The organism is Sphingobium sp. LF-16 (assembly GCF_003711185.1).
Taxonomy (GTDB): Bacteria; Pseudomonadota; Alphaproteobacteria; order Sphingomonadales; family Sphingomonadaceae; genus Sphingobium; species Sphingobium yanoikuyae_A.
Window position 1 is genome coordinate 1,180,724 of record NZ_CP029335.1, and the last position, 22,440, is coordinate 1,203,163.

General features: G+C 65.3%; 23 protein-coding genes. 6 read left to right on the forward strand and 17 right to left on the reverse strand.

Annotated features, from left to right (window positions below; genetic code table 11):
- The first annotated feature begins 5 nt into the window (after positions 1–5).
- A complete protein-coding gene (moaD, locus tag DIZ22_RS05670) occupies positions 6–266 on the forward strand; it encodes a molybdopterin converting factor subunit 1 (protein ID WP_048936573.1) in 261 nt (86 codons plus the stop codon).
- The gene (locus DIZ22_RS05675; RefSeq protein ID WP_048936572.1) at positions 263–706 is read left to right on the forward strand and encodes a molybdenum cofactor biosynthesis protein MoaE; all 444 of its coding nucleotides are present in this window, start codon (positions 263–265) and stop codon (positions 704–706) included. Before moaD ends, DIZ22_RS05675 begins: the two co-directional genes overlap by 4 nt.
- A gap of 4 nt (positions 707–710) precedes the next feature.
- Here DIZ22_RS05675 and DIZ22_RS05680 read toward each other — a convergent pair whose 3' ends face one another.
- Positions 711–1,640: a hydrogen peroxide-inducible genes activator gene (locus DIZ22_RS05680; protein ID WP_004212401.1), complete on the reverse strand. Its 930-nt coding sequence runs from the start codon at positions 1,638–1,640 to the stop codon at positions 711–713.
- Positions 1,641–1,679: 39 nt separating this feature from the next.
- Positions 1,680–2,453 carry a sulfite exporter TauE/SafE family protein gene (locus DIZ22_RS05685; protein WP_004212403.1) on the reverse strand — a complete coding sequence of 258 codons (774 nt, stop codon included), beginning with the start codon at positions 2,451–2,453 and terminating at the stop codon, positions 1,680–1,682.
- Between the two features lie 188 nt (positions 2,454–2,641).
- Here DIZ22_RS05685 and epsC point away from each other — a divergent pair, with 188 nt between their 5' ends.
- The 4 genes from epsC to DIZ22_RS05710 all read left to right on the forward strand — a co-directional run bounded on the left by epsC (position 2,642) and on the right by DIZ22_RS05710 (position 6,876).
- A complete protein-coding gene (gene epsC, locus DIZ22_RS05690; protein WP_004212405.1) occupies positions 2,642–3,358 on the forward strand; it encodes a serine O-acetyltransferase EpsC in 717 nt (238 codons plus the stop codon).
- Positions 3,358–3,705: a DUF2794 domain-containing protein gene (locus tag DIZ22_RS05695; RefSeq protein ID WP_004212406.1), complete on the forward strand. Its 348-nt coding sequence runs from the start codon at positions 3,358–3,360 to the stop codon at positions 3,703–3,705. The genes epsC and DIZ22_RS05695 overlap by 1 nt, the downstream gene beginning before the upstream one ends.
- A gap of 321 nt (positions 3,706–4,026) precedes the next feature.
- Positions 4,027–5,370: a UDP-glucose/GDP-mannose dehydrogenase family protein gene (locus DIZ22_RS05700; RefSeq protein ID WP_122928027.1), complete on the forward strand. Its 1,344-nt coding sequence runs from the start codon at positions 4,027–4,029 to the stop codon at positions 5,368–5,370.
- 360 nt (positions 5,371–5,730) lie between these two features.
- On the forward strand, positions 5,731–6,876 hold the full coding sequence (locus DIZ22_RS05710) for a family 16 glycosylhydrolase (RefSeq protein WP_048936683.1): 1,146 nt from the start codon (positions 5,731–5,733) through the stop codon (positions 6,874–6,876).
- On the opposite strand, the gene DIZ22_RS05715 is transcribed toward DIZ22_RS05710, so the two are convergent.
- The 15 genes from DIZ22_RS05715 to DIZ22_RS05785 all read right to left on the reverse strand — a co-directional run bounded on the left by DIZ22_RS05715 (position 6,861) and on the right by DIZ22_RS05785 (position 22,436).
- The gene (locus tag DIZ22_RS05715; RefSeq protein ID WP_048936571.1) at positions 6,861–7,796 is read right to left on the reverse strand and encodes a glycosyltransferase; all 936 of its coding nucleotides are present in this window, start codon (positions 7,794–7,796) and stop codon (positions 6,861–6,863) included. The genes DIZ22_RS05710 and DIZ22_RS05715 overlap by 16 nt on opposite strands.
- Positions 7,796–8,881 (reverse strand): acyltransferase, encoded by a 1,086-nt coding sequence (locus DIZ22_RS05720; protein WP_048936570.1) that lies wholly within the window; start codon positions 8,879–8,881, stop codon positions 7,796–7,798. Before DIZ22_RS05720 ends, DIZ22_RS05715 begins: the two co-directional genes overlap by 1 nt.
- The gene (locus DIZ22_RS05725; RefSeq protein WP_122928028.1) at positions 8,878–9,999 is read right to left on the reverse strand and encodes an endo-1,4-beta-xylanase; all 1,122 of its coding nucleotides are present in this window, start codon (positions 9,997–9,999) and stop codon (positions 8,878–8,880) included. The genes DIZ22_RS05720 and DIZ22_RS05725 overlap by 4 nt, the downstream gene beginning before the upstream one ends.
- The gene (locus DIZ22_RS05730) at positions 9,996–10,961 is read right to left on the reverse strand and encodes a glycosyltransferase family 2 protein (RefSeq protein ID WP_004212417.1); all 966 of its coding nucleotides are present in this window, start codon (positions 10,959–10,961) and stop codon (positions 9,996–9,998) included. The genes DIZ22_RS05725 and DIZ22_RS05730 overlap by 4 nt, the downstream gene beginning before the upstream one ends.
- A complete protein-coding gene (locus DIZ22_RS05735; protein ID WP_048936568.1) occupies positions 10,961–11,902 on the reverse strand; it encodes a glycosyltransferase family 2 protein in 942 nt (313 codons plus the stop codon). Before DIZ22_RS05735 ends, DIZ22_RS05730 begins: the two co-directional genes overlap by 1 nt.
- Positions 11,899–12,828 (reverse strand): glycosyltransferase, encoded by a 930-nt coding sequence (locus tag DIZ22_RS05740; protein ID WP_048936567.1) that lies wholly within the window; start codon positions 12,826–12,828, stop codon positions 11,899–11,901. Before DIZ22_RS05740 ends, DIZ22_RS05735 begins: the two co-directional genes overlap by 4 nt.
- Positions 12,821–14,203 carry an O-antigen ligase family protein gene (locus DIZ22_RS05745; RefSeq protein ID WP_122928029.1) on the reverse strand — a complete coding sequence of 461 codons (1,383 nt, stop codon included), beginning with the start codon at positions 14,201–14,203 and terminating at the stop codon, positions 12,821–12,823. Before DIZ22_RS05745 ends, DIZ22_RS05740 begins: the two co-directional genes overlap by 8 nt.
- 3 nt (positions 14,204–14,206) lie before the next feature.
- Entirely contained in the window at positions 14,207–15,481 is a 1,275-nt protein-coding gene (locus DIZ22_RS05750) for a polysaccharide biosynthesis protein (RefSeq protein WP_048936565.1), read from the reverse strand.
- Positions 15,474–16,280: a WecB/TagA/CpsF family glycosyltransferase gene (locus DIZ22_RS05755; RefSeq protein ID WP_048936564.1), complete on the reverse strand. Its 807-nt coding sequence runs from the start codon at positions 16,278–16,280 to the stop codon at positions 15,474–15,476. Before DIZ22_RS05755 ends, DIZ22_RS05750 begins: the two co-directional genes overlap by 8 nt.
- On the reverse strand, positions 16,277–17,182 hold the full coding sequence (locus DIZ22_RS05760; protein ID WP_004212423.1) for a hypothetical protein: 906 nt from the start codon (positions 17,180–17,182) through the stop codon (positions 16,277–16,279). The genes DIZ22_RS05755 and DIZ22_RS05760 overlap by 4 nt, the downstream gene beginning before the upstream one ends.
- Positions 17,179–18,534 carry a GNVR domain-containing protein gene (locus DIZ22_RS05765; protein ID WP_017499212.1) on the reverse strand — a complete coding sequence of 452 codons (1,356 nt, stop codon included), beginning with the start codon at positions 18,532–18,534 and terminating at the stop codon, positions 17,179–17,181. The genes DIZ22_RS05760 and DIZ22_RS05765 overlap by 4 nt, the downstream gene beginning before the upstream one ends.
- On the reverse strand, positions 18,531–19,943 hold the full coding sequence (locus DIZ22_RS05770) for an ATP-binding protein (protein ID WP_048936563.1): 1,413 nt from the start codon (positions 19,941–19,943) through the stop codon (positions 18,531–18,533). The genes DIZ22_RS05765 and DIZ22_RS05770 overlap by 4 nt, the downstream gene beginning before the upstream one ends.
- Before the next feature lie 5 nt (positions 19,944–19,948).
- A complete protein-coding gene (locus DIZ22_RS05775) occupies positions 19,949–20,788 on the reverse strand; it encodes a polysaccharide biosynthesis/export family protein (RefSeq protein ID WP_048936562.1) in 840 nt (279 codons plus the stop codon).
- Between the two features lie 19 nt (positions 20,789–20,807).
- Positions 20,808–21,965, reverse strand: coding sequence for a hypothetical protein (locus DIZ22_RS05780; RefSeq protein ID WP_037506992.1), 1,158 nt, complete (start codon positions 21,963–21,965; stop codon positions 20,808–20,810).
- A gap of 261 nt (positions 21,966–22,226) precedes the next feature.
- A complete protein-coding gene (locus tag DIZ22_RS05785) occupies positions 22,227–22,436 on the reverse strand; it encodes a hypothetical protein (RefSeq protein WP_048936561.1) in 210 nt (69 codons plus the stop codon).
- Between the last annotated feature and the right edge of the window lie 4 nt (positions 22,437–22,440).

Consider the following 22,440-nt stretch of genomic DNA (forward strand, 5'->3'; position numbering starts at 1 on the left):
CCGGCATGGCCGCTGTGACCCTCGTCTATTTTGCCTGGGTGCGCGAAGCCATTGGCCGCGATGACGAGCGGGTCGAACTGGCTTCGCCAGATGAGACCGTAGCGGAACTGGTAGCGCGACTGGCGGCACAGGGCGGTGGCTATGCCGAGGCGCTGGCCGATCCCGATCGGTTGCGCGCGGCGCTGGACCAGCAATTTGTCGGTTTCGATCAGGCAATCGGCACGGCGCGGGAACTGGCGCTGTTCCCGCCGGTCACGGGTGGATGAAACGGGTCGCCATCCAGGCGGATGATTTCGATATTTCGGCTGAACTGGCCGCGCTCGAAGCGCTGGGCGGCGGCGGGGTGGCCAGTTTCACCGGTATCGTCCGCGGCGAAGAGGGGCTGGTGGCGCTGGAACTGGAACATTATCCGGCGATGACGCAGCGCCAGGCTGAACGGATCGCGGAGGAGGCGATGGCGCGCTGGCCGCTGCTGGGGCTGTCGATCATCCATCGCCATGGTCGGTTGCTGCCGGGCGAGCGGATCGTGTTCGTCGGCACGGCATCGCGGCATCGCGCGGCGGCGCTGGAAAGCTGCGCCTTCCTGATCGACTGGCTGAAATCGCGCGCGCCCTTCTGGAAAAAGGCGTATTATGCCGATGGCGCAGGCGCCTGGGTCGCGCCCCGCGCCGAGGATGAGGCCAAGGCGCAGGGCTGGGATCGCTGATCGATCAGGCGGCGTTGGCGCGGATCGCGGGATGGTCCGCTGCGTCGCGCAATATCTCGGCGAGCAGATGGAATTCCTTTTCGCGCGGACTGTTCTTGCGCCAGACTAGGGCAATATCGCGCCAGGCATGATCGGACTGCAGCGGGCGCGCGGTGATATTGGTATGTTCCAATATGCCGCCGGCCAGCGCCATTTCCGGCAGCATCGTGACGCCCAGGCCATTGTCGACCATCTGGATCAGCGTGTGGAGCGAGGTGCCCATCATCGTCGCGCTGGCGCGCAGGTCGGGGCGATTGCAGGCAGCCAGCGCATGGTCCTTCAGGCAATGCCCGTCCTCCAGCAGCAGCAGCTTGTTCTCGTCGATCATGTCCGGCTTGATCCAGTCCGGCGGATTGGTCGGATCGTCGCGCGGGAAGGCAACATAGAGCGGATCCTGGAACAATATCTCGCTGTCCAGTTCGCCGGTGGGATAGGGCAGAGCCATCAGCACGCAGTCGACATTGCCATGGCGCAGCGAATCGATCGCCGCCTGGGTCGTTTCCTCGCGCAGGTAGAGCTTCAATTCCGGCCGGTCGGCCCGCAGGCGCGGCAGCAGGCGCGGCAGCAGGAAGGGCGCGATCGTCGGGATGACGCTCATCCGCAATTCACCGGTCAGCGGCTTGCCCGACGCCTCGGCGATCGCGGCTAGCTCCTCCGCCTCGCGCAGGACGCGGTGCGCCTTTTCGACGATGCGATCGCCCAGCGCCGTGAAGCGCACGACGCGGCGCGTTCGCTCGACCAGTGTGACGCCGATCAGGGACTCCAGTTCGCGGATGCCGGCCGACAGGGTGGACTGGGTCACATAGCAGCTGTCGGCCGCCTTGCCGAAATGGCCATGTTCCTTCAGCGCAACCAGATATTGCAGCTGCTTGAGCGTGGGCATGTAGTTCGACATTTATCGGATTCCTGAATTAGAAATCCGAATATAAGCGAATTATCCGATATAACCAAGATATTTGGCGATGCCGAAGGCCGACGTCAGGGTCAGGATGATGCCGACGGCCACGAACAGCACCTTGGGGGCGACATGGCGGGCCAGCATGGCGCCAAAGGGGGCTGCCACCACGCCGCCGATCAGCAGGCCGATCGTGTAGGTGGTGAAGCTTTCCCAGCCCAAATGGAACAGGAAGGTCAGGCTGATCGACAGGGTCAGGATGAATTCGACGCTGTTGACCGTGCCGATGGTGTGTCGCGGGCTCGATCCCTGGATCAGCAGGTTGGACGTCACGACCGGGCCCCAGCCCCCGCCGCCCGATGCGTCCATGAATCCGCCGACCAGGCCCAGCGGCGCGACCCATTTCGGGCTCTTGCTGTGCGGGGGGAAATGGAAGCCGCGCCAGATCAGGTAGATGCCGATCGCTGCCAGATAGAATTGGACGAAGGGCTTGATGATCGCGCCGTCGATATTGGAGAGCAGGTAGGCGCCGGCCACGCCGCCGATCACGCCGGGAATGACGAGCCGGGCGAACAGGCCCCAGTCGACATTGCGGTGCAGGATATGGCTGATCGCTGACACGCCGGTGGTGAAGGTTTCGGCGGCATGGACGCTGGCGGACGCGCGGCTGGGCGGCACGCCCATGGCCAGCAACAGGGTGCTGGAAATCACGCCATAGGCCATGCCGAGGGCGCCATCGATAATCTGCGCGCCGAAGCCGATCAGGATGAAGGGCAGTATTTCGCCAAAATGGGCGATAAATGTGTCGATCATCCAAACACCTTCGTTCTAATTGTCTACCTCAATGATTGGTATATCTTGAGGCGCCAAGCAAGTTTCTGTTTTGGGCCGGGAAGGCGAATTAGGGCGCGCTCTGGAAAAATTGCCGCTTAATCTCTATGTTGCTGGCAACAGGGTAAAAGGGGCGCGCCAGCAGGGCGGGTCCGTTCAGGGACGTTTCGATGCTGCGTAATCTCATCGCCTATCTGGATTCGGTCAAGTCGCGCGACCCTGCGCCGCGATCGCGGGCGGAAATCCTGCTCTATCCCGGTATCTGGTCGCTGGCCTTCCATCGCGTGGCGCATCGTCTCTATCGGGCGCGGCTCTATTTCCTGGCGCGGGCAGTCAATCATCTGTCGCGCTTCCTGACCGGCAATGACATTCATCCCGGCGCGAAGATCGGCAAGCGCTTCTTCATCGATCATGGCTTCACCGTGATCGGCGAGACGGCGGAGATTGGCGACGACGTCACTCTCTATCAGAATGTGACGCTGGGCGGGACCGATCCCGCCAACGGGATCGCCGGCAAGCGCCATCCGACGCTGGAAAATGGCGTGATCGTGGGGTCGGGCGCGCAGGTGCTGGGCCCGGTCCGTGTCGGCGCCCGTGCCCGTGTCGGCGCCAATGCGGTGGTGACCAAGGATGTTGCGGAGGCCGCGACCATGGTCGGCATCCCCGCGCGCGCGATGCTGGTCGATGTCACCGCCTATCAGCGCGACTTCCTGCCCTATGGCACGCCCTGCTCCGATTGCTTCGATCCGGAAAAGCAAAAGCTGGAATTGCTGCAGTGCGAAGTGGAGCAGTTGCAGAAGCGTCTGGCCGAGTTGCTGGCGCAGAAGCAGGCGCCCGAACTGCCTGCCGATGACGTAGCCCTGTTCAAGGAGCGTGGCCGGGCCTGATGTCCAATGTGACGCCGTTCCCAGCACCCAACGGCCAGCAACAGGGGCAGGTCGGGTTCGATCGCCTGGAGTTGCAGCGGATCATGGATCTCTATGGCCGCATGGTCGCCGCCGGACACTGGCGCGACTATGCCATGGACCTGGGGCGCGAGGCGGCAATTTTCTCCGCTTTCCGGCGTTCTGCCGAGCGTCCTGAATATCGGATCGAGAAGCGGCCGGCGTTGCGCAACCGTCAGGGCATGTGGGCGCTGGTGGGTGAAGCGGGTCATGTGCTCAAGCGCGGGCAGGAGTTGCAGGGCATCTTGGCGCCTGTCGAACGCAAATTGATGCGCATCGTCGAGGATTGACCCGCAGATCCGGTTAATCGTGCCCGCATGCTTCGGCGGTTCGGCGCATTTTCCCTTCGCCCCACGTCCACATGTGCCCGCGTAGCGCCAAGTCGCGTTGCAACGGCGTCATGACCCGACTTATGCTGCATCGCGTCAACAGGTGGCTGGTTCCACTGACGCGGCAACTGTCCGAACAGGCCGGGGGCTTCGATCTTTGTCAGGGCGAGAGGTGCGCGCATCCGGATTTTCCGGAGTGCTCTGTCGCGTCCTGTCCGGATCGGGGCGATCGGTTGCGGGCATATTGTCGATTAGCTTGCACATTGGACAAGGAGAATTGTCATGCGGATCGTGATGACCGGATCTGGTTATGTTGGTCTGGTATCGGGCGCCTGCCTCGCGGATTTCGGACACGAAATCATCTGCGTCGACAAGGATGAGCGCAAGATCGCCAAGTTGCGCGAAGGCGGCGTGCCGATCTATGAGCCGGGCCTGGCCGATCTCATCGCGCGCAACGTCAAGGCGGGCCGGTTGAGCTTCACGACCGATCTGGCAACGTCCGTGGCAGACGCCGATGTCGTCTTCATTGCGGTCGGTACGCCGGCGCGTCGGGGCGATGGCCATGCCGACCTCAGCTATGTCTATGATGCTGCGCGCGAGATTGCCCGGGCGCTCAAGGGCTTTACCGTTGTGGTTACGAAGTCGACCGTGCCGGTCGGCACCGGTGACGAGGTCGAACGGATCATTCGTGAAACCAATCCCGACGCCCAGTTTGCGGTCGCCTCCAATCCCGAATTCCTGCGCGAGGGGGCCGCGATCGAGGATTTCAAGCGCCCGGATCGCATCGTCGTCGGCATCGAGGACGAGCGTGCTCGTCCGGTGATGGAAGAGGTCTATCGCCCGCTCTATCTCAACCAGGCGCCGCTGCTGTTCACCGGTCGTCGCACCAGCGAACTGATCAAATATGCCGCCAACGCCTTCCTGGCGATGAAGATCACCTATATCAACGAGATGGCCGAACTGTGCGAACGGGTCGGCGCGGATGTGCAGCAGGTGGCGCGCGGCATTGGCCTGGATAACCGGATCGGTTCGAAATTCCTGCATGCCGGACCCGGCTATGGCGGCTCCTGCTTCCCCAAGGATACGTTGGCGCTGGTCAAGACGGCAGAAGATTCCGGCGCGCCCATTCGCCTGATCGAAACCACCGTCGCGATCAACGAAAGCCGCAAGCGGGCCATGGCGCGCAAGGTGATCGGCGTGTGCAACGGATCGGTGCGTGGCAAGACGATCGCGGTGCTGGGCCTGACCTTCAAGCCCAATACCGACGATATGCGTGATGCGCCGTCGCTGTCGATCATCCAGGCACTGCAGGACGGTGGCGCGCAGATCCGCGCCTTCGACCCCGAAGGGATCGAGGCTGCCCAGCCGCTGCTGCAGAATGTCGATTTCTTCCACGATCCCTATGCCGCAGCGCAGGGGGCATCGGCCGTCGTGCTGGTCACCGAATGGGATGCGCTGCGCGCGCTCGACCTGTCGCGCCTGCGCGGCGTGATGGCTGGCAATGGCCTGGTCGACCTGCGCAACATCTATCGGCCCGAAGTCGCTGAAGCGGCTGGATTTATCTATGACAGCGTTGGCCGTGGCATGGCGCCGGAGCCCGAAATGCTGGTTGAAGCTGCCGAGTAAAAGTTCCTCGCCTCGTCGCAAAAATGGCTGATTTGCGACGAGGCGAGCTTGTCTGGAAGCAATTGTTAACCCTCGTGGCGGACCCTTTAGGGACACCAAAACGGGGGTTGCATTATGCGCAGCAAATCGGCTGGCTCCATGATCGGAGCCGGAGCAATCATTACGTCTGTCTTCGCGGCGGGCGCCGCCACGATCCTGTCGGGCGGAACCAGTACGACCAGCAGTTCATCGACCAGCACGGCCGATAGCGGCACGGTCACCATCTCCAGCAGCAGTGCGAGCAGTGCGACGACCAGCACGGCGACGACCAGCAGCACCAGCAACAGCTTTGCCGACTTCGACTTCGCCAACGGCACGGTGTTGCCGGGCAAGGCGACGCTCTGGATCGGCAACGCCACCTACAAGCCGGGCAGCAGCACCGCCTATGTCCCGGTCTATCTCGATCGGGCGACGCCCAACACGGTGATCGCGCGGATCACCACGGTGAACGGCACCGGCACGCTGAAGGCCACGTCCGGCACCAACTACAGGACGGTCGATACCGTCGTCATCTTCCGGCCGGGCGACCCGCTGGAACAGACGGTGGAAGTGCCGGTTATCAGCGCGACCGAAGGCCAGCAGTTCAGCGTGAAGCTGCGTGAGGCGCCCTGGGGCGCATTGCAGGGGCAGTCGACGGCAACCGTCACGGCCAAGGCCTATGTCGCGGCGACCGAGAAGGCGAGCGGCACCTTCCGCGAAGCGCGGACCTTCGCGGCCTCGGGCACGCTGCAGTTCGAACTGCTCAAGGACACGCACAAGCGGTCGGTCGATGGCGGCTGGGACCGCTGGGCCACGACCCTGTCGCATGGCCGGGCGCAGACCGGCAATGGCGAGACCGGCCTCTATGTCGACACCACCACCTATCCGGGGATCGAAGGGCCGGTCTACTGGAGCAACAAGGGCCTGGTGCTGCACAGCCAGGTGCTCAAGACGCCGATCAGCTATCAGGGCGTGACCTATAATTATGGCGCGTCGATTCTGGATGGCCGAAATTTCCTCGCCTCGCAGATCGGCTATGGCCAATATGAGTGGGAAGCGAAGATGCCCAACCGGCGCGGTTCCTGGCCCGCTTTCTGGCTGATCTCGACCAGCGGCTGGCCGCCGGAAATCGATGTCTATGAAGGCTTTGGCTATCAGAGCTATTGGGATTTCGATCGCCATGTCGGCCAGACGATCCATGTCGGCGCCAACAGCACCCGCTATGACCAGCGTGGCATCGTCATCCAGACCGAACAGGCCTATGGCCTGTCGGGCTATTCGCAGGATTTCCACAAGTTCGCGGTCGATATCCAGCGTGACTACATCACCTGGTTCGTCGACGGCAAGGAAACCTACCAGTCGGTCAACCCGTTCAAGGGCTTCCGCTTCTATCCGCTGATGAATGTCGCGGTGAAGACGACGGGTGCCTATGACGATGGCAGCGGCGACATGACCATCCGCAGCTTCAAGGTCTATTCGGCGCCATAATAAGCCCGGCTGCCCCGGCCCGTCAGGGCATAGAGGCGGCCCCAGCATTTGATCCACTGCCCGGCGATGTCGACCCGTCGCGCGCCGGGCAGTAACATGGCGAGGAGGCCGGCGGTGCGCATCGCGAACACCGCCAACGTCCGCCCGAACAGGGTGAGGGTGCCGACGATGCCGGGCCGATGCTTCCGGCGGGTCAGCGTCTCGGTAAAGCCGATCCGCCACATGCGGGACAGTATCCAGCCGAGCCGGACCCGTTCGGGCGGCACCCATTCGCTGACGCGCGCATCTGCGGCCCAGCCGAAACCGATGCCGGCATCGCGCAGGCGCGTCAGATAATCCAGATCCTCGCCGCCGCTAAGGTTGAAACGCGGATCGAACCAGGGGGCGGGCAGCTGCTCCAGCGCCGCGCGGCTGAGCAGCAGATTGTTGCTGGCCCAAAGCATGTCGGTGGCGCCCGAGGGCCGATCCTCGGCCCGGAATACCAGCGCTTCGCGTGCCCAGTGTGGCGGGGGACGCAGGAAATGGGCGTCGACGGGGCCGCCAACCACATCGGCGCCACACATTTCTCGGGCCGCAAGGAGTGCGTCAAGCCAACCGGGCTGTGGCCATTCGTCATCATCGATCATCGCCAGATACTGCATAGCCGGAGCCGCGAGCGCGGTGGCGACGATCGCGTTGCGGACCGAGCAAAGGCCTGGCTCTGGCACATGCAGGATATGGATCGGCAAAGGATAATCGGGGTCATCCTGCATCTCGTGCGCGACCAGCGCGCCTTCCTGCCCGACGGGGTCGTTGTCGGCGACCAGCAACTGGACATCGTCATGCGGCACGACGGCGGCTAGGCTTTCGAGCAGGTGGCGCAACTGCCCCGGCCGGCGGAAGGTCGGGATCGCGATCCAGATGGTCGGGGCGGGGGGCATCAGGCAGCAACCTTGACCGGGGCCGGGCGGGCACGCCCGCCGCGTTGCAGCCATTTGATGATCTTGTGGCCCGGCAGTTCGATCAGGCGATAGCTGGCCCAGCAGAGCAACCAGGTAGCGACCAGCATGGCGGCGATGAAGATCCAGTCATGGCCGACAAAGCCATGGCGATGGGCGATCCCCATGACGCGGGCCATGATGTCGCGGACCAGCGGATGCCACAGATAGATGGAGTAGCTGATCAGGCCCAGATGATAGCTGACCGGGTTGGCCATCACCGCGCGGGCGGCGGCGCCATCATAATAGCAGGTGAGGACCAGCGCCGGCATCAGGCACACGACCAGCACGTCGGCGGCTCGGGGCAGCATCAAGGCGACAGCGATGATGACACATATGGCGGCGAATCGGCCGGGGCCGGCAAGCAGGCTGCGGGTCAGCGCCATGTCGCGGATGCGATAGGTCAGGACGCCCAGCGCAAAGCCGGCAAGGCAGCGCAGCAGCGTCAGCACTGTGTCATAATCGTTGACATCCATGGGGCCACTGGCGCCTCGGCCGGAACTGGCGACCAGCACCAGGATGCCGACGCACAGCGCGAGTTGCGCCCAGGCCCAGCGGGAAAAGGCCATGATCGCGATCAGCGGGTAGAGGAGATAGGCGGCGACCTCCGTGCTGACCGACCAGCTATTGCCGGCAATCGGCTGCGTGCCCCAGCCCCAGCTCTGGATCATCAGCAGGTTGGTGAGGATGTTCGGCAGGTCGAGCGGGATCGCCTGCGTCCCCGATACATTGACCAGGATGCGGGCCATGAAGACCAGGGTGACGATCAGGTGCAACGGCCAGACGCGGGCGGTGCGGTTGATCAGGAAGTCCATGTAACTGGACCGCCCCAGATTGTGCATCAGCCGGTCATAATAGCCGTAGGAAATGACGAAGCCGCTGAGAATGAAGAAAAGATCGACCGCCAGATAGGCGCGCGAGAAAAGCGGGATCGCGAAGGCCTGAAAGGCCGGCGCATGGGGAATATGGTAGAGCAGGACCGAAACGGCGGCGATACCGCGCAGGCCCGTGAGCGAGGAAATTCTCATGCGGCATGTCTCCCGGCCGGCGGCGCGTCGTCGAAGGCGGCGGCGATGGCGTCCCACAGCGGCTTGCGGCGCAGGGAACCGTCCAGCGGCAATCCGCGCGACAGCTGGCCGTCGGGCCATTTATAATCCTTGTAGTTGGACAGCCAGGAATAGCGGTCCGACAGACCCCAGCAGAGCACGGCCTGCATCGCCGGATTGTCCAGCGCGACATCGATGAAGGCCCGGCCGACACTGGCAACTTCGCTGTCACGCTTGGCCGGGTTGGGCGGTCCGCCAATGTCGGCAATGTCGAACTCGGTAATCTCCAGCTTCAGGCCATAGCCGCGCAACTGGTCGAGGAAATCGGCGAAGCGGCGCTCGTTGAACCCTTCCTTATAGGGTTTGAGATGACCCTGGATGCCGATCGCGTCGATTGGCACGTCGCGGGCCTTCAACCGGTCAAGCAGCTTCAGCATCGCGGTCCGGCGCCGTTCGCAGCGGGGCGAGTCATGTTCGATGCCATAATCGGTCAGGAACAGGGTCGCCTTGGGATCGGTCTCGCGCGCGGTGTGGAAGGCGATGTCGATATAATGTTCGCCCAGCGCCTGCATCCACATGCTGTCGGCGCGCATCCCGTCGGCGCGGCCGTCATTGGGCTCCAGCGCCTCGTTCACCACGTCCCATTCCTGGATGCGGCCGGCATAGCGGGGCATGGCCGTGGTGATATAGCTGGTCATCAGTTTCCGGCGGCCGCGATCGCTGGCGGCTTGCAGTGCGGGTTCCAGCCATTTGGGCTGGGCGGCATACCAGACCAGGGCATGACCGCGCGCGCGCATGTCATGCTTCTGGGCGAAATCGATGATCTGGTCGGCACCGCTGAAATCATATTGGCCCGGCTTGAGCTCGGTCGTGCCGCGCTTCAGCTCATATTCCTGCACCAGGATATTGCATTCTTGCGCTACCGCCTGGGTGAAGCCGGCATCCTCGCGCAACTGGCGCGACTTGACCGCCGCGCCGAAATAACGGCCCTTGGCGCGGGCATGGGTGGCGAGGCCGGGCGGCATGGCGGCTGCCGCAACGCCGACGGGCAGCGTCGCCGCCAGCGCCATGCCGCCGGCCAGAAATTCGCGACGCTTCACAGGCGCGGCCTCCCGCCCACCATCTGGGCCATGTCGATCCATCGGTCGGAAATCCGGCGATAGACCGGGTCGGGCAGGATGATCTGCATCAGCACGGTGGCGGCCAGCCGCGGGCCGAAGGCGCCACGCAGCACCGCGCCGACATAATAGCGCATCGCCTGAAACCGGCTGGTCGGCCAGATGCTCTTGGCCGCATGCCAGCCCATATAGGCGGAAAAGGCACGGGCCGAGATATGCGGGCGCAGGTCGCGCAGCCAGATCAGGCTGCCGACGCTGCCGCGCACCGCCGACAGTCGATGTTCGGCATCGCGGTCGGCCCAGATCGTGCCGGGCCGCGCGGTCATCTGGAACTGGCCGCCGGCCAGCGCCAGGCGAACGGCAAAGTCGGTATCGTCGCCGAACTTCACATCCTCGCGATAGCGGACCTTGTTGGCGAGGCCGCGACTGAGCGCCAGGCTGCTGGTCTGGATGAAACCCCGATCGCACATGAGATAGCGGTCGATCGTCTCGCCGGTCGCGATCGCGCGCGGGGGCTTGAGGAAATTGCGGCCCTGGCCGCGATCGACCAGCACCTGGCCATAGGCGACCACATTTTCGTCCTGTTGCAGCAGGGGCAGCAGGTCGGCGAGATGATGGGGCAGGAAACGGTCGTCGCAGTCGAGGAAGGCGATATAGCGTCCGCGGGCCTGCGCGATCCCGGTGTTGCGCGCCGCGGATGCGCCGCGATTGGGCTGGACGATGACGCGCAGGCGCGGGTCTGCGATCCCGGCCAGTACCTGTTCGGTGTCGTCGGTCGATCCGTCGATCACGACGATCACCTCGATAAGCGCGATTGTCTGGTCGAGAGCGGACAGGACCGCGTCGACCACCTTGTCGCGGCGCTGATAGGTCGGGATGACCACGGAAAAGAGCGGCGAGGCCGCCTGTTCCTGCAGCGCGGACGGAGGTTGCCAGGCCGCCATCACGAACGGGCGCCGCTACTGAGGGCATCGGCCTTGCCGAAGCGCAGGACGAAGCCGTTGACGAGCGAACGATAGAGCGACTTGGGCATGTAGGAGCGCAGCAGCTGGCGCGCGATCACCCGTGGCGGCACGCCGCCGGCGGTCAGGCCGATGGCAAGGTCGCGGATCGCCGCGACCGGGCGGATCGGCGCCATATGATAGGCGAGCACGGTGGCGCGATAGCCACGCCGCGCCCGGTTGGTCAGCATATGGCCGCAGCGATCGAGCCAGTCGAGCGAGGTTTCATAGCCGCGCACATAGGAGGTGCGGCCGACCTCGGTCGCGTCCAGCCAGATGGTGAGCGGGCGCTCGATCATCCGGAAGCGCGCACCGGCGCCCTGAAGTCGGACGCAGAAGTCGAGATCCTGCCCCTTCTTGAGCGCGGGGTCGAACAGCACCTGCTGGGCCATGCGGGTCGGCACGACCATCGTCGAGGTCTGCATGAACTGGTTGGCGCAGAAGAGATATTCGCCGACATCCTCGTCTTCTCGAATGCCGCGGTCGGGGCGGATCCAGTAGCGATCGACGCCTCGATCGACTTTCATCCGCGAATAGAGAACCGTGCGGCCGCCGTCGCCCGCCAGCGCTTCCGCCATGGTCGACAGCTTGCCGGGCAGGAACAGGTCGTCGGAATCGAGGAAGGCGATGTAGCGCCCCTCGGCGGCGAGGATGCCCCGATTGCGCGCCGCGCCACCGCCGGCATTGTCCTGCCGGATGTAACGCAGGCGCGGGTCGCCGATCGCCTCGATCACCGGGCGGGGATTGTCATGCGAGCCGTCATCGACGACCACGATCTCGAAATCGGTCCAGTCCTGTGCCAGCACCGATCGGATCGTGTCGGTGACCACGTCGGCGCGGTTGTAGAGCGGGATGACGACGGAGAAGAAGGGGATGTTGGTCATGCGCCATGGACCTTTCGATATTCTTCATAATGGACGCCGGTGAGGCCGGCGATCTTGCCCGCGGCGCGATAGAGCTTGCCGAGGCGCTCCACCCGCTTGCCGCGGTCCAATGTGGTGAGGGGGCCGACCGCGCCGACCAGGAAGCCGACCGCGATGCGGGGGCTTTCGCTGAGCGCTGCACGAAGGGCGCCGCCATGGGTGCGGGCGACGATCATGTCGGTCATGCCGACGCGATAACCGCGCATCAGCAGCCATTTGGCGGTGACGCGGCTGGCCGGGATGAGTTCGGTGACCAGCGCTTCCTCCGACCAGGCGAAGCGGAAGCCGGCGCGCTGCATTCGGGTGAAGAGCTGCTTGTCCGACCCGCCGGTGAGCGCCATGCGCTCGTCGAACGGACGGGCGCCGATGCGACGCAATGCGTTGGCGGACATCAGCACATTGGCGGTGCTGTCGACCAGCGAGACCGGGCCGGACTTGTCGCGGCGCTTGGGCTGGAGCAGCGGATGACGCGAGGCCCAGGCGGGCAGCGGGCTGTCCATCTCGCGCAGCACCGCGCCGCCGACGACATCGGCGTCCCAGCGATCGGCCGCCGTCACCAGCGCGTCGATCCAGCCAGGGCATGCCGCCTCGTCATCGTCCATCATCGCCACATGGGTGACACCGGGACGGGCGAGAGCCGCCTCGACCAAGGCGTTGCGGACCAGGGGGATACCGCGTTCCCGCACCAGCAGCGCCTCGATCGGCCAGCGATAGCCCGATGTCGCCAGCGCCTCCACCACGGCCAGCCCCTGCTGCTCCCTGGCGTCATTGTCGGCGACCAGCACATCGATTCGGTGCCGGGTTTCCAGCGCGGCGAGCGAGGCAAGCGTGCGCCGCAACCCCTGAGGGCGATTGCAGGTCGCGATGCAGATGACGACATTAGCCATGGGTAGCCTCCGGGCGGGCGAGAAAGCGGCGGCGCCACTGCGGAAGCGGGCGCGCCTTGTAGGTGGCGTGGACAGCGGCGATGGCCGCCAGGAAGATCACCCAGACCTGCCGATCCTTGTCGAAGAACGAGGTTTCCAGCAGATTCTGGTAAAGGACGAAGACCCAGATCGCGAAGCAGGGCACCATGATCGGCCGGTTCTGCGGCGTCGCCCCGGTCAGGAACCAGATGGCGGGCAGCGCCAGGAAGGTCAGCAGCAGCATGATGAGGCCGAGCGGTCCGGTCGTCACCAGGATTTCCAGATAGCCATTGTGCGAATGGGCGGTCAGCGTCTGGAACGCCTGGTTGAGATAATCGAGCGAGGGGCTGCGATCGCCGACCTGCCAGAAGCCGCCGAAACCCGCACCCAGGAAGGGATGATCCTTGAGATAGGCCAGATCGACTTCCCAGATGGACACGCGGCCAGTGAAGGAGGTGGGGTCGGCGAAGATCCGCTCCACCACCGGCTGGAAAGCGACATAGAGCCACAGCACCCCGACCATGCCGAGCGCGACCATGATCAGCAGCACGGCCCGTTTCTGGGTGGAATCGCTCAGTGCCCGATAGACGGCGCAGACGCCCAGGATGGCGAAGGACAGGGCGAGCGAGGTCTTGCTCTTGGTGCCGATCACGAAGACGAAGGCCATCACCGAGAAGAGGGCATAATACCATTTCTTGGTATCGACCCAGGCATTGGCCGCAACCATGAAGGTGAGCGCCATGACCGCGCCGGCAATATTCTTGTGGAAGAAGAAGCCGCGCCAGGCGCCGATCAGCGCCTTGTCGCTCTCGGTCGGCGGATGGACCGCCGCCGAGGTCAGGGGCAGCGAGACCCAGCAGATGATGAGGGACAGGATCAGGGCATAGCGCAGCGCCTGGAGCAGTCTTTCAGGACCGATCAGGCTGAGCGCGCTGAAGGTGATATAGATCACGATCAGCTGCTGCATCGCCCGCTTGAACGATACGAACGGATCGACGCCCCAGCTGCAGGTGATGAAGAACCAGGCAAGCATGATGGCCAGCGGCCAGAGCGTGAAGCGATAGCGTGGCGGATAGCGGCGGATCAGCTGCACGCCGGTCAGCAGCATGGCAAAACCGATGAACAGCGCCTGCTTGAACAGGTCCGATCCGTTATTTTCCTGTGCCATGGCCACAAGTTCATCCTGGGTGCGCGAGGCGAAGGGCTGCTGGCCGATGAAGACCAGCATCAGGAAGGTGAAATAGAAGATTTGGGCGACCAGGATCAGCCGGGCGCTTTCGGTCTTCTTGATGGCGGCGACGCCCGGCCGGGTCAGGACCGGGGCGGGAATGTCACGATGCCAGGGGGTGCTTGCCATCGCTCAACCCTCCGCCTGGTTGCGGCGCCAGCTGCGGTCCAGCTGCCAGATGCCGAGCATCATGACGAGTTGCGACAGCACGACGCCGGCGATCGAGAAGACGGGCGCGACCAGCAGGGTCAGCAAGGTGACGGCGGCAATGCCGACGCCGCAGCTGCGCAGGCTCTGGGCTGCGAGCGGACGGAACGCCTTGCGGGCCTGGGTCATGACGCTCATCGGCGTCTGCACGCACTGGACCAGCGAGAGCAGCGCGCAGAGCGCCACGGCAGTGATCACCAGCTGATGGTCGAGCGTGGGCTTGAGGATCAGGCCGGGGAAGAAATAAAGCGCGCCGGCCGCGACGACGCAGGTGCCGAGCCACAGGAAGACAAGGGCGCCCATGAAGATGCGTTCCGACTGGATCGCGGCCTGATGATCGCCGCGTGCCACCGCGCGGGTCATGCGCGGGCGTTCCAGCTGGGTGAGGGCGGTGATGCAGACATTGACCGGGCGGAAGAACAGCATGCCGACGGCGATCGGCGCGAAGGCGGTCGGCCCCGCGAGCAGGGTCACGGCATAGCTGTGGGCGTTCGACGTCGCCTCGGTCGACAGCACGCCGACCAGCGTCCAGGCCGACTGTTCCTTCCACACCGGGCGGTAGGCGCGCAGGGCGGCCAGCGGCGACATGGCGACATGGCGGCGCAGATAGGGACTGCCGAAGGGCAGCAGGCCAGCGAGGCTGGCGGCGACCAGCATGGTGCCGATGCCGGTCAGGTCCGCGCCGGTGCGCATCGCGACCAGCAGGCCGATGAGGATGGTCGCGGCATAGGCGATGTCGGATCGGGCCGCCTGCATCGGCGCATGATGGGCATAGGCGTTGGACCGGCCGAACCAGCGGACCAGCGACAATGTGCCCGCCAGGCCGAAGACCAGCGCGGCCTGTGGCGAGGCGGTGGTCCAGGCGATGGCGGCGCAGATCAGCCCCTGGCTGAGCGAGAGCAGCAGGTTGACCGGGAAGAAGAAGCCATGCGCCGCGCGATCGACATCCTCGCCCTGATTGACGGCGATCGTATAGGGCGTCGACACCAGCGCGTTGGACAGGCTGTAGCCGAACTGGATGATGACCAGCAGGAAGGCGAGCACGCCGATGCCGGTGGTAGCGAGATGGTGGATCGAGAAGAGCTGGACCAGCAGATGGCTGACCGAGACGATCGCCGAGGAGAAGCTGGCGAGGCCGAAGCGGCCGAATATGGTGCCCAGGCGCTGGGTACGGCCGGAAGCCGCCTGCGCCTCAGCCATGGCGGTGCTTCCAGATCAGCCACAGGGCATGAGGATTGGTGGTGATGTAGCGCCAGGCCAGTTCCTTGGGCCGGGTGCCCATGCGGTGCAGCCATTCCAGGCCATTGCGCTGCATCCACATCGGCGCGCGCGGATAATCGCCGGTGATATAGTTGAACAGGCCGCCGCAGGTGACGATCCAGCCGGCCTTGATCCGATCGCGATTGCGCACGCAAAAGGCCTGCTCGCGCGGCTTGCCGGTGCCGACCCAGAGGACGTCAGGCGCGGCCGCGTTGATCGCGTCGATCACCGCATCTTCTTCCTCCGGCTTCCAGAAGCCGTTGCGGCGTCCCGCGACGGTGAGGCCGGGTGCCATCTCGATGATCCGATCGGCGCAGGCGGCGTTCACCTTCTCCTCGCCGCCGAGCAGATAGTAGCTGACCCTCGCCTTGGCTGCGGGCACCAGGCTGTCGATGAACATGTCGGTGGTGCTCGACCGATCGGCGATCGGCGGCTGGCCGACCCAGCGCGAGGCGGCGACGACGATCTGGCCATCGGCATGGATCAGGTCCGCCTGCGCCAGATTGTCGCGAAACCCCTTGTCGGTGGCGTTCATCGACAGGCCCTGACCATTGCAGTCGAAGATCAGCAGCGGACGCTGGTCGAGCGCGCGGCGCAGCGGCGCCTCGCCCAGCATCCGGTCGATCAGCGCGTCGAGCGACAGGGTCGACACCGGAATGCCGCCGACCAGGGCGATCTCCTCAGGTGTGGACACGGGCTGTTGCAGCGGCTGACGGGGAATGGCCTGCTCCAGGCTCATGCGATCACGCTCCCTGCGATGCTGATATTATGACGGTCCAGATCGTCGATCACGCGGCGCATGTCGGCGATCGCGGTCTCGCCGCGCCGGGCGACGATAGTGACGGCATCAAAGCCCGCGAGGATAGAGCCGAACGGCGTCTGCTCGCCGCGCCGCTGGGCGAGGTAAAAGAGCATCGACGTGTCGTGCAGGCCCCAGCCGGCGGCGGTGTCCGCCAGCGGTCCCTTGGTCACCAGGCTGGATGCGCTGCCCGATGCCCGGCCGGCGGTCATCAGCCACAGGCCATCGACCGCCGTGCGCGCGGCAGGCAGCAGCGCGGCGCTGCCAAGCAATTGTTCGGCCAGACCCGCCTTGTTGGCGACGCGGAACAGCCGATCGAGCGAGGGGCGGTCGATATCGACATCGACCAGCATCGTCTGCCCGTCCATCTGCGCCATCACGACGGCCAGATTGGCGGCAAGGATCGCGGCCTCGTCGCCCGCGTCGATCGACAGGATGGCAAGGCGCAGGGCTGCGCCGTCGCTGTCCTTTGCCGCCGCGCGCATCTTGGCGCGGATGGTGCGGACCTTGGCGGCATAGGCGTCCGCCGGGTCGAAGGCGCTGACCACCAGCGGATCGACCCGCTGGTCACCGGCCGCCAGCAGCGGGAAGCCGCCCTGCATGGCGAGGATGATGCCCGCCGTCTCGGGATCGAGCAGGCCAAGGTCGATCGCGGCCTGCTGGAAGGGCTGGCCGGCGGCATGGCCATGGGCTTCGATCCGGCCGATGTCGGTTTCGGCGAGGAAGCCATGTTCGACCGCGAGCTGCGCGAAATCCTTGGTGTCGCGGGCGCGGGGCTTGAGGCCGGTCGTGGCGCCGGCGGTCAGATGGGGATGGGCACTAGCCGTGGAACGCAGTCTCATGCGGCCTCCTGTCGCTTGGGGAGCCAGCCGCCCCGTGCGGGGGCAGGCAGCAATTCGGTGATGACTTCGACCTCGGTCGCGCGGGCCACGCCGGCGGCGGAGCGGACGCGGGGCTGGGCGATTTCGATCAGGACGACCGCCGCAATGCCGCCGACCAGGCCAAGGGCGATGCCGCCCACCAGCCAGAGCAGCAGGTTGGGCTTGGCGGGTAGCAGCGGTACGGTCGCCTCGTCGAGCAGGCTGGCATTGGGTTGCGAGATCTGGCTCTTGAGCGCCGCTTCGTTGAAGCGCTGGCGCACCGTGTCATAGGTCTGGCGGGCAGCATCGACGTCGCGTTGCATGACCATCAACTGGTCCTGCACGTCGGACATGCGGATCATGCGGTCTTCCTGCGACGCCATGTTCGACTTGAGGTCGCCCTCGCGGCGGCTGGCGGCGACGCTGTTGGCGCTGACCGCACCGGCCTGGCTGGCGCGGGCGGCGCCAAGCTTGGTCTGGAGTTCGGACAATTGCGCCGAAGCGGCCGCCATGGTCGGATGGTTCGGACCAAGCGTCTTGCCCAGTTCCTGCACCTTGGCCGACTGGGCAGCAACCTGTTCCTGCAAATTCTGGACGATCAGCGATCCTTCGATGTCGGACACCGAACCGGCGCCGGCCTTGCCGCGCGCGGCGGCGGCTTCGGCCTGGGCTTGGGTCAGCTGATAGGACATGTTCTTCAGCTTCTCGGCCTCAAGATCCATGCGGTTGATGCCGATGATGTCATGGGCGCGCTGGAAGTCGGACAGGCGCTTCTGCGCATCCTCATAGCGGCGGCGCACGTCGGCGGTCTGTTCGTTGAACCATTTGGCCGAGGTGCGCGCCGGCGAGGCACGCAGTTCCACCTGCTCGCGCATGTAGATCTGCGCGGCGAGGTTGGCGACGCGGGCGGCGACCTGCGGATCGGGATCGAGATACTGAATCTGCAGCACGTTGCTCTGGCGGCCGGTGGTCACCAGCAGCCCGGCCCGCACGCGCGCGGCGGCCTGTTGCAGGCGGGCATCGGCCGGCATGTCCGCGGGCAGCGCGTCGATGAAACCCGCTTCCTTGGCGACCGCGTTGATCACCTTGGCACTGCGGATGATGTCGGTCTGGGTGCCCAGGATCGAGTCCACCTCGACCCGGCCCTGATTCTGGGTCGTGTCGGTCGGATCGGTCTGCGACAGGTCCAGCATCAGCGAGGTGGTCGCCATATATTGGCGCGACTGCATGAAGGCCGCGACCGCGATCAGCAGGAACAGGGCGCCGCCGATCATCGCGGCGACCCGCCAGCGCGCCTTGACGGCGGCGGCAAGGTCCAGGGGGTTCATCGTCATAGTCCGTCCACTCCTCGGAGCATGGCGCGCATTTCCTCGGCCGGCGTCGGCGCGACCGTGCGCGGCGCGGGCTGCTTGGCCATCAGCAGCAGGAATTGCGGCGCCAGCGTATCTTCAAACATCCACAATTCGCCGCCCGGCGTGGGCGTAAGGGCTGGCTGCAACCGGGCCAGCGCATCGCTGGCATCGGCCTCCATGCCCGGATATTCGCCCAATATGTCGCTGCCGACGCGCAGCAGCCGCTCCAGCGAAATTGCCGACATCTGCGATGCGACGATGCCGGCCAGCGCGATCATCCGGCGCCCCGATGCGCTGTCACGCAGGGCGCGGGTGAACAGGCCATGGCTGGCGCTGCTCATTTCCGCCCAGTCGTCCAGCGCGCTGGCCAGCCCCTGTTCGACATCGCTGGCGGTCACCTGCTCGCGGCCGCCGGCCTCGGTCACAAGCGCCGCCTGCATGCCGAACAGCCGGGCATGATAGGGCGACCCCATTGCCGCGCCGGCCAGCGCCTCCACGGCTTCGGGCGTGATCGACAGCCCGGCCTTCTCGCCGCAGCTTGCCAGCAGCAGTTCCAGTTCGGGGCGGGCGATCGGGCTGACCCGCTGGGGCGCGATATGGCGGCGAAGCGAGGGATGGGCGGCGATCAGGCCGTCGACATCGCCGGCGATGCCGACCAGCACCACCTGCACCGGCGAATGGATATCGGTCAGCAGCTTGAGCAGCGTTGCGACATCCTGCTTGGCGGTGTCGGAGCGGACCCGGTCATATTCGTCGAGGATCAGGATGGAGCGCTGGCGCACCTCCTCGACCAGCAGGGTCGCAAGGCCATTCACGTCCAGCGGACCGGTGGCGAGCTTGCGGGCCCGTTCCTGACCCGCGCCGCTCATCGGCAGTTCGGTGAGGAAGGGACGGAACAGCGAGTCGAAATCGGCCTCGCCGCTCGCCGATCCATAGAGAGCAACGCAGCCCGCCTCGTCCGCCAGATCGCCGAAGACGCGCGCAAGCGAGGTCTTGCCCGATCCGCGCGTGCCGAAGATGATCGCATGCTTGCGCTGGACCACGATCGCTTCGACCAGCTTTTCCAGCTCATTGTTGCGGCCGGCCAGGCCATGGCGGTCGGTCACCGGCATGGCGGTGTTGAAGGCGCTGTAGATCGAATCCCGGCGCAGGCTGATGGGCTTGAGCGGCGTTGCCATCGCGCCCATCGAAAGCGGTCGCGGGGTGTCGTCGGGCACCGGTTCGGGCTCGGCCGTCCGGTGGAAGCTCGGTGCGACCGGTTCCTCCAGCAGCAACGGGGCCTGATCGGGGATGACACGGGCGGAGGGGCTGGAGCCGCCGGCCAGTCGGCGCGGCAGGGACCAGAGCCAGTCGAGCGTGCCCGCCGAGCGGGCGCCGAAATCATGTTCCATCGCGGTCAAAACAGCTTCTCCCGGATGATGAGGACGTCTTCGGGCTTTACCGGATCATCCAGCTTGGCCTGGACCTCCTGTCCGCCGCGCTTCACCTTGATGCTGCGGGTCGAACCGGCCAGGGTCGGACCACCGGCCAGGGCAAGCGCCTGGCGGAAGGTCTGGCCCGCGACATAGGAGAAGGCGCCGGGTTGCTGGACCTGGCCATAGACATAGACCTTCTCGGCCGGCGGCACGAACAGGATGTCGCCGGCCTGGAGCGGCCGGCCGGCGCCGGCGCTCATGTCGGTGAGCGAGATGCGCACGGCGCCGCTGCCATCGGCCGGGGTCAGGATGACGGCATTGGCGCCGGCCGTCGTCGCGCCGCCGGCCTTGGCCAGCATCGACGCCACGGTATAGTTGCGGTCGAGCGGATAATTGCCGGCCTGGGGCACATTGCCCAGCACCGTGACCGAGCGGCTGACATAGTCGCTCACTTCGACACTGACCGAGGGTTTGGTCAGATAGCCGCCACCGGCATAGCTGGCGGCGATGTCGGACGCGAGCTGGGACGTGGTCTTGCCTTTCGCATCCACCGGCCCGACCAGCGCGAGCAGCACCGTGCCGTCGGCCTTGATCCGGGTTTCGGTCGACAGGTCGGGCTGGCCGAAGATCGAGATCTTCAGCTGATCGTCCGGGCCGAGCAGATAGCCAGCTGGCGCGGGCGTCGCCGGCCGCGCTGGCGTGGCGGCAACCGCCGCAGCCGCCGCAGGCGCCTGTGCCGTCTGAGTTTGCGCCGACAATGCGGTCGGCACCGCCAGCAGGGGGAGGGCGGCAAGGATATGGAAGCGTGTCGCTATTCTCATGGGTCAGGCTCCCTTCGGGTCAAAAGCGCAGCAGGGCTGAGAGCGTCACCTGCGTGCCGCTATAGTTGGAGACATCGGTGTCGGTCCGACGGCGGTAATGCTGGGCGTCGAGGCTGAGATCGAAGCGATCGGTCAGCTTGCGCTTGAGCGTCGCGCCGAACTGGCGATTACGGTCCGCCTCGATCGAGAAGGGGCGCAGCGCCGCATCCTGCCGGAACTTGCGCCTCTGCCAGTCGGCATAAAGGCCGGCCGAGGTCAGTTCGCTGATCGCGAACTCCCCTTCGATCCGATAGCTGGACCGGATCGCGAAGCCGCTGGCGATCAGGCTGTCGTTCATGATGTCGCGGGCGGTGGAGGCGGTCAGCTTCACGCGCGGGATGATGCTGGTCGACAGCCGCACATCCCAGCCCATGCCATTATAATTACCGACGGCGGCGGAATCGCTGCTGACATCCAGCCATTGCAGGTCGGCGTCGATCTGGGTGATCGGCGTCACCGACCGCTGGAAGCGCAGGCCATAGGCGTTGATGCGGTTTTTGATGCCCAGCGTGCGCCGGTCGCTGACCGTGCGCTCATAATAAGTGGTGAGCGTGCCGAAGCTGGGCTTGTTATAGCCAAGGCCAACCTTGAAGCTGTCGCTGTCCTGGTCGGCATAGTCGAAATCATCGGCGTTGCGGGTCGTGTCATGCTGGTAGCCGGCGACCGGGAAGAAGCCTGGCCGTTCGCACGACAGGTCGGCCCCCAGCGTGGAGAAACGCTGGAGATTTTCGGTCGCGGCGTTGATGTCGCCATAATCGGCCCGCTGCTGGCGATAGCTGGCGCGCGGCGTGATGCCGCAGGTCGCTCCGAATCGAATCGTCGCCCTGGCCTCTGCATCGAGTCGCAGCTTGCTGCGCTGGGTCTCCGATACGAACTGGTCATAGCCGGCCTTGGCCCGGATCTGGATGTCGTGCCGCCCGATCGGATGGGCATAGGTCGCCTCGATCGAGGGCGTGACGATCAGGTCGCCGGTGGGGTCTTCGACCCGGTCGTCGACGCGATAGACATTGTCGTCATAGAGAAGATCGAGCCCAGCCGTCAGGTGCAGGCCGAGCGTATCTATGCGCTTGTCATCATCCTGAGCCTGCGCCGTGGAGGGCAGGCCGGCGAACAGCATTGCGCCGCCAAGAGCGGCCATGGCGGCCGCATGCGGCCATGCAAAATCATTTGCTGCGGGCGCACAGGGGCGCGCCCGCAAACACGGGTTATGGGCATTATCCAAACGCATGAATCCTTATTGCATTGCAGCAACAAGGGGCATGCTAATCGTATTTTTACGTAATGCACACGGGTCCGGACGCGACTTGTCGCGCCAAAACAACGGCTCGTTTCATCGACGAAAGGAGCCGTTAACAGCCGATCCCGGCTGTTAATCTGAGGGCAAGGAAACTGGCCCCGATCAGAAGATCAGATAAGCGATCGCACCGATTGCCGCGCAGAAGGCGAGGATGCCTGCCCAGCGCGAAACAAACTGAATCGGCCCTTCCGCGCGGTCGGCGATCGACAGCACATGGCCGTTTTCGGGGAGATCGCGGACGGCGATGCCCGCATCGGAAAAGGAGGTTTTCGTTGCGGCAACTGCCGCCAATTCATCAGCCACGACCGTCATCCTG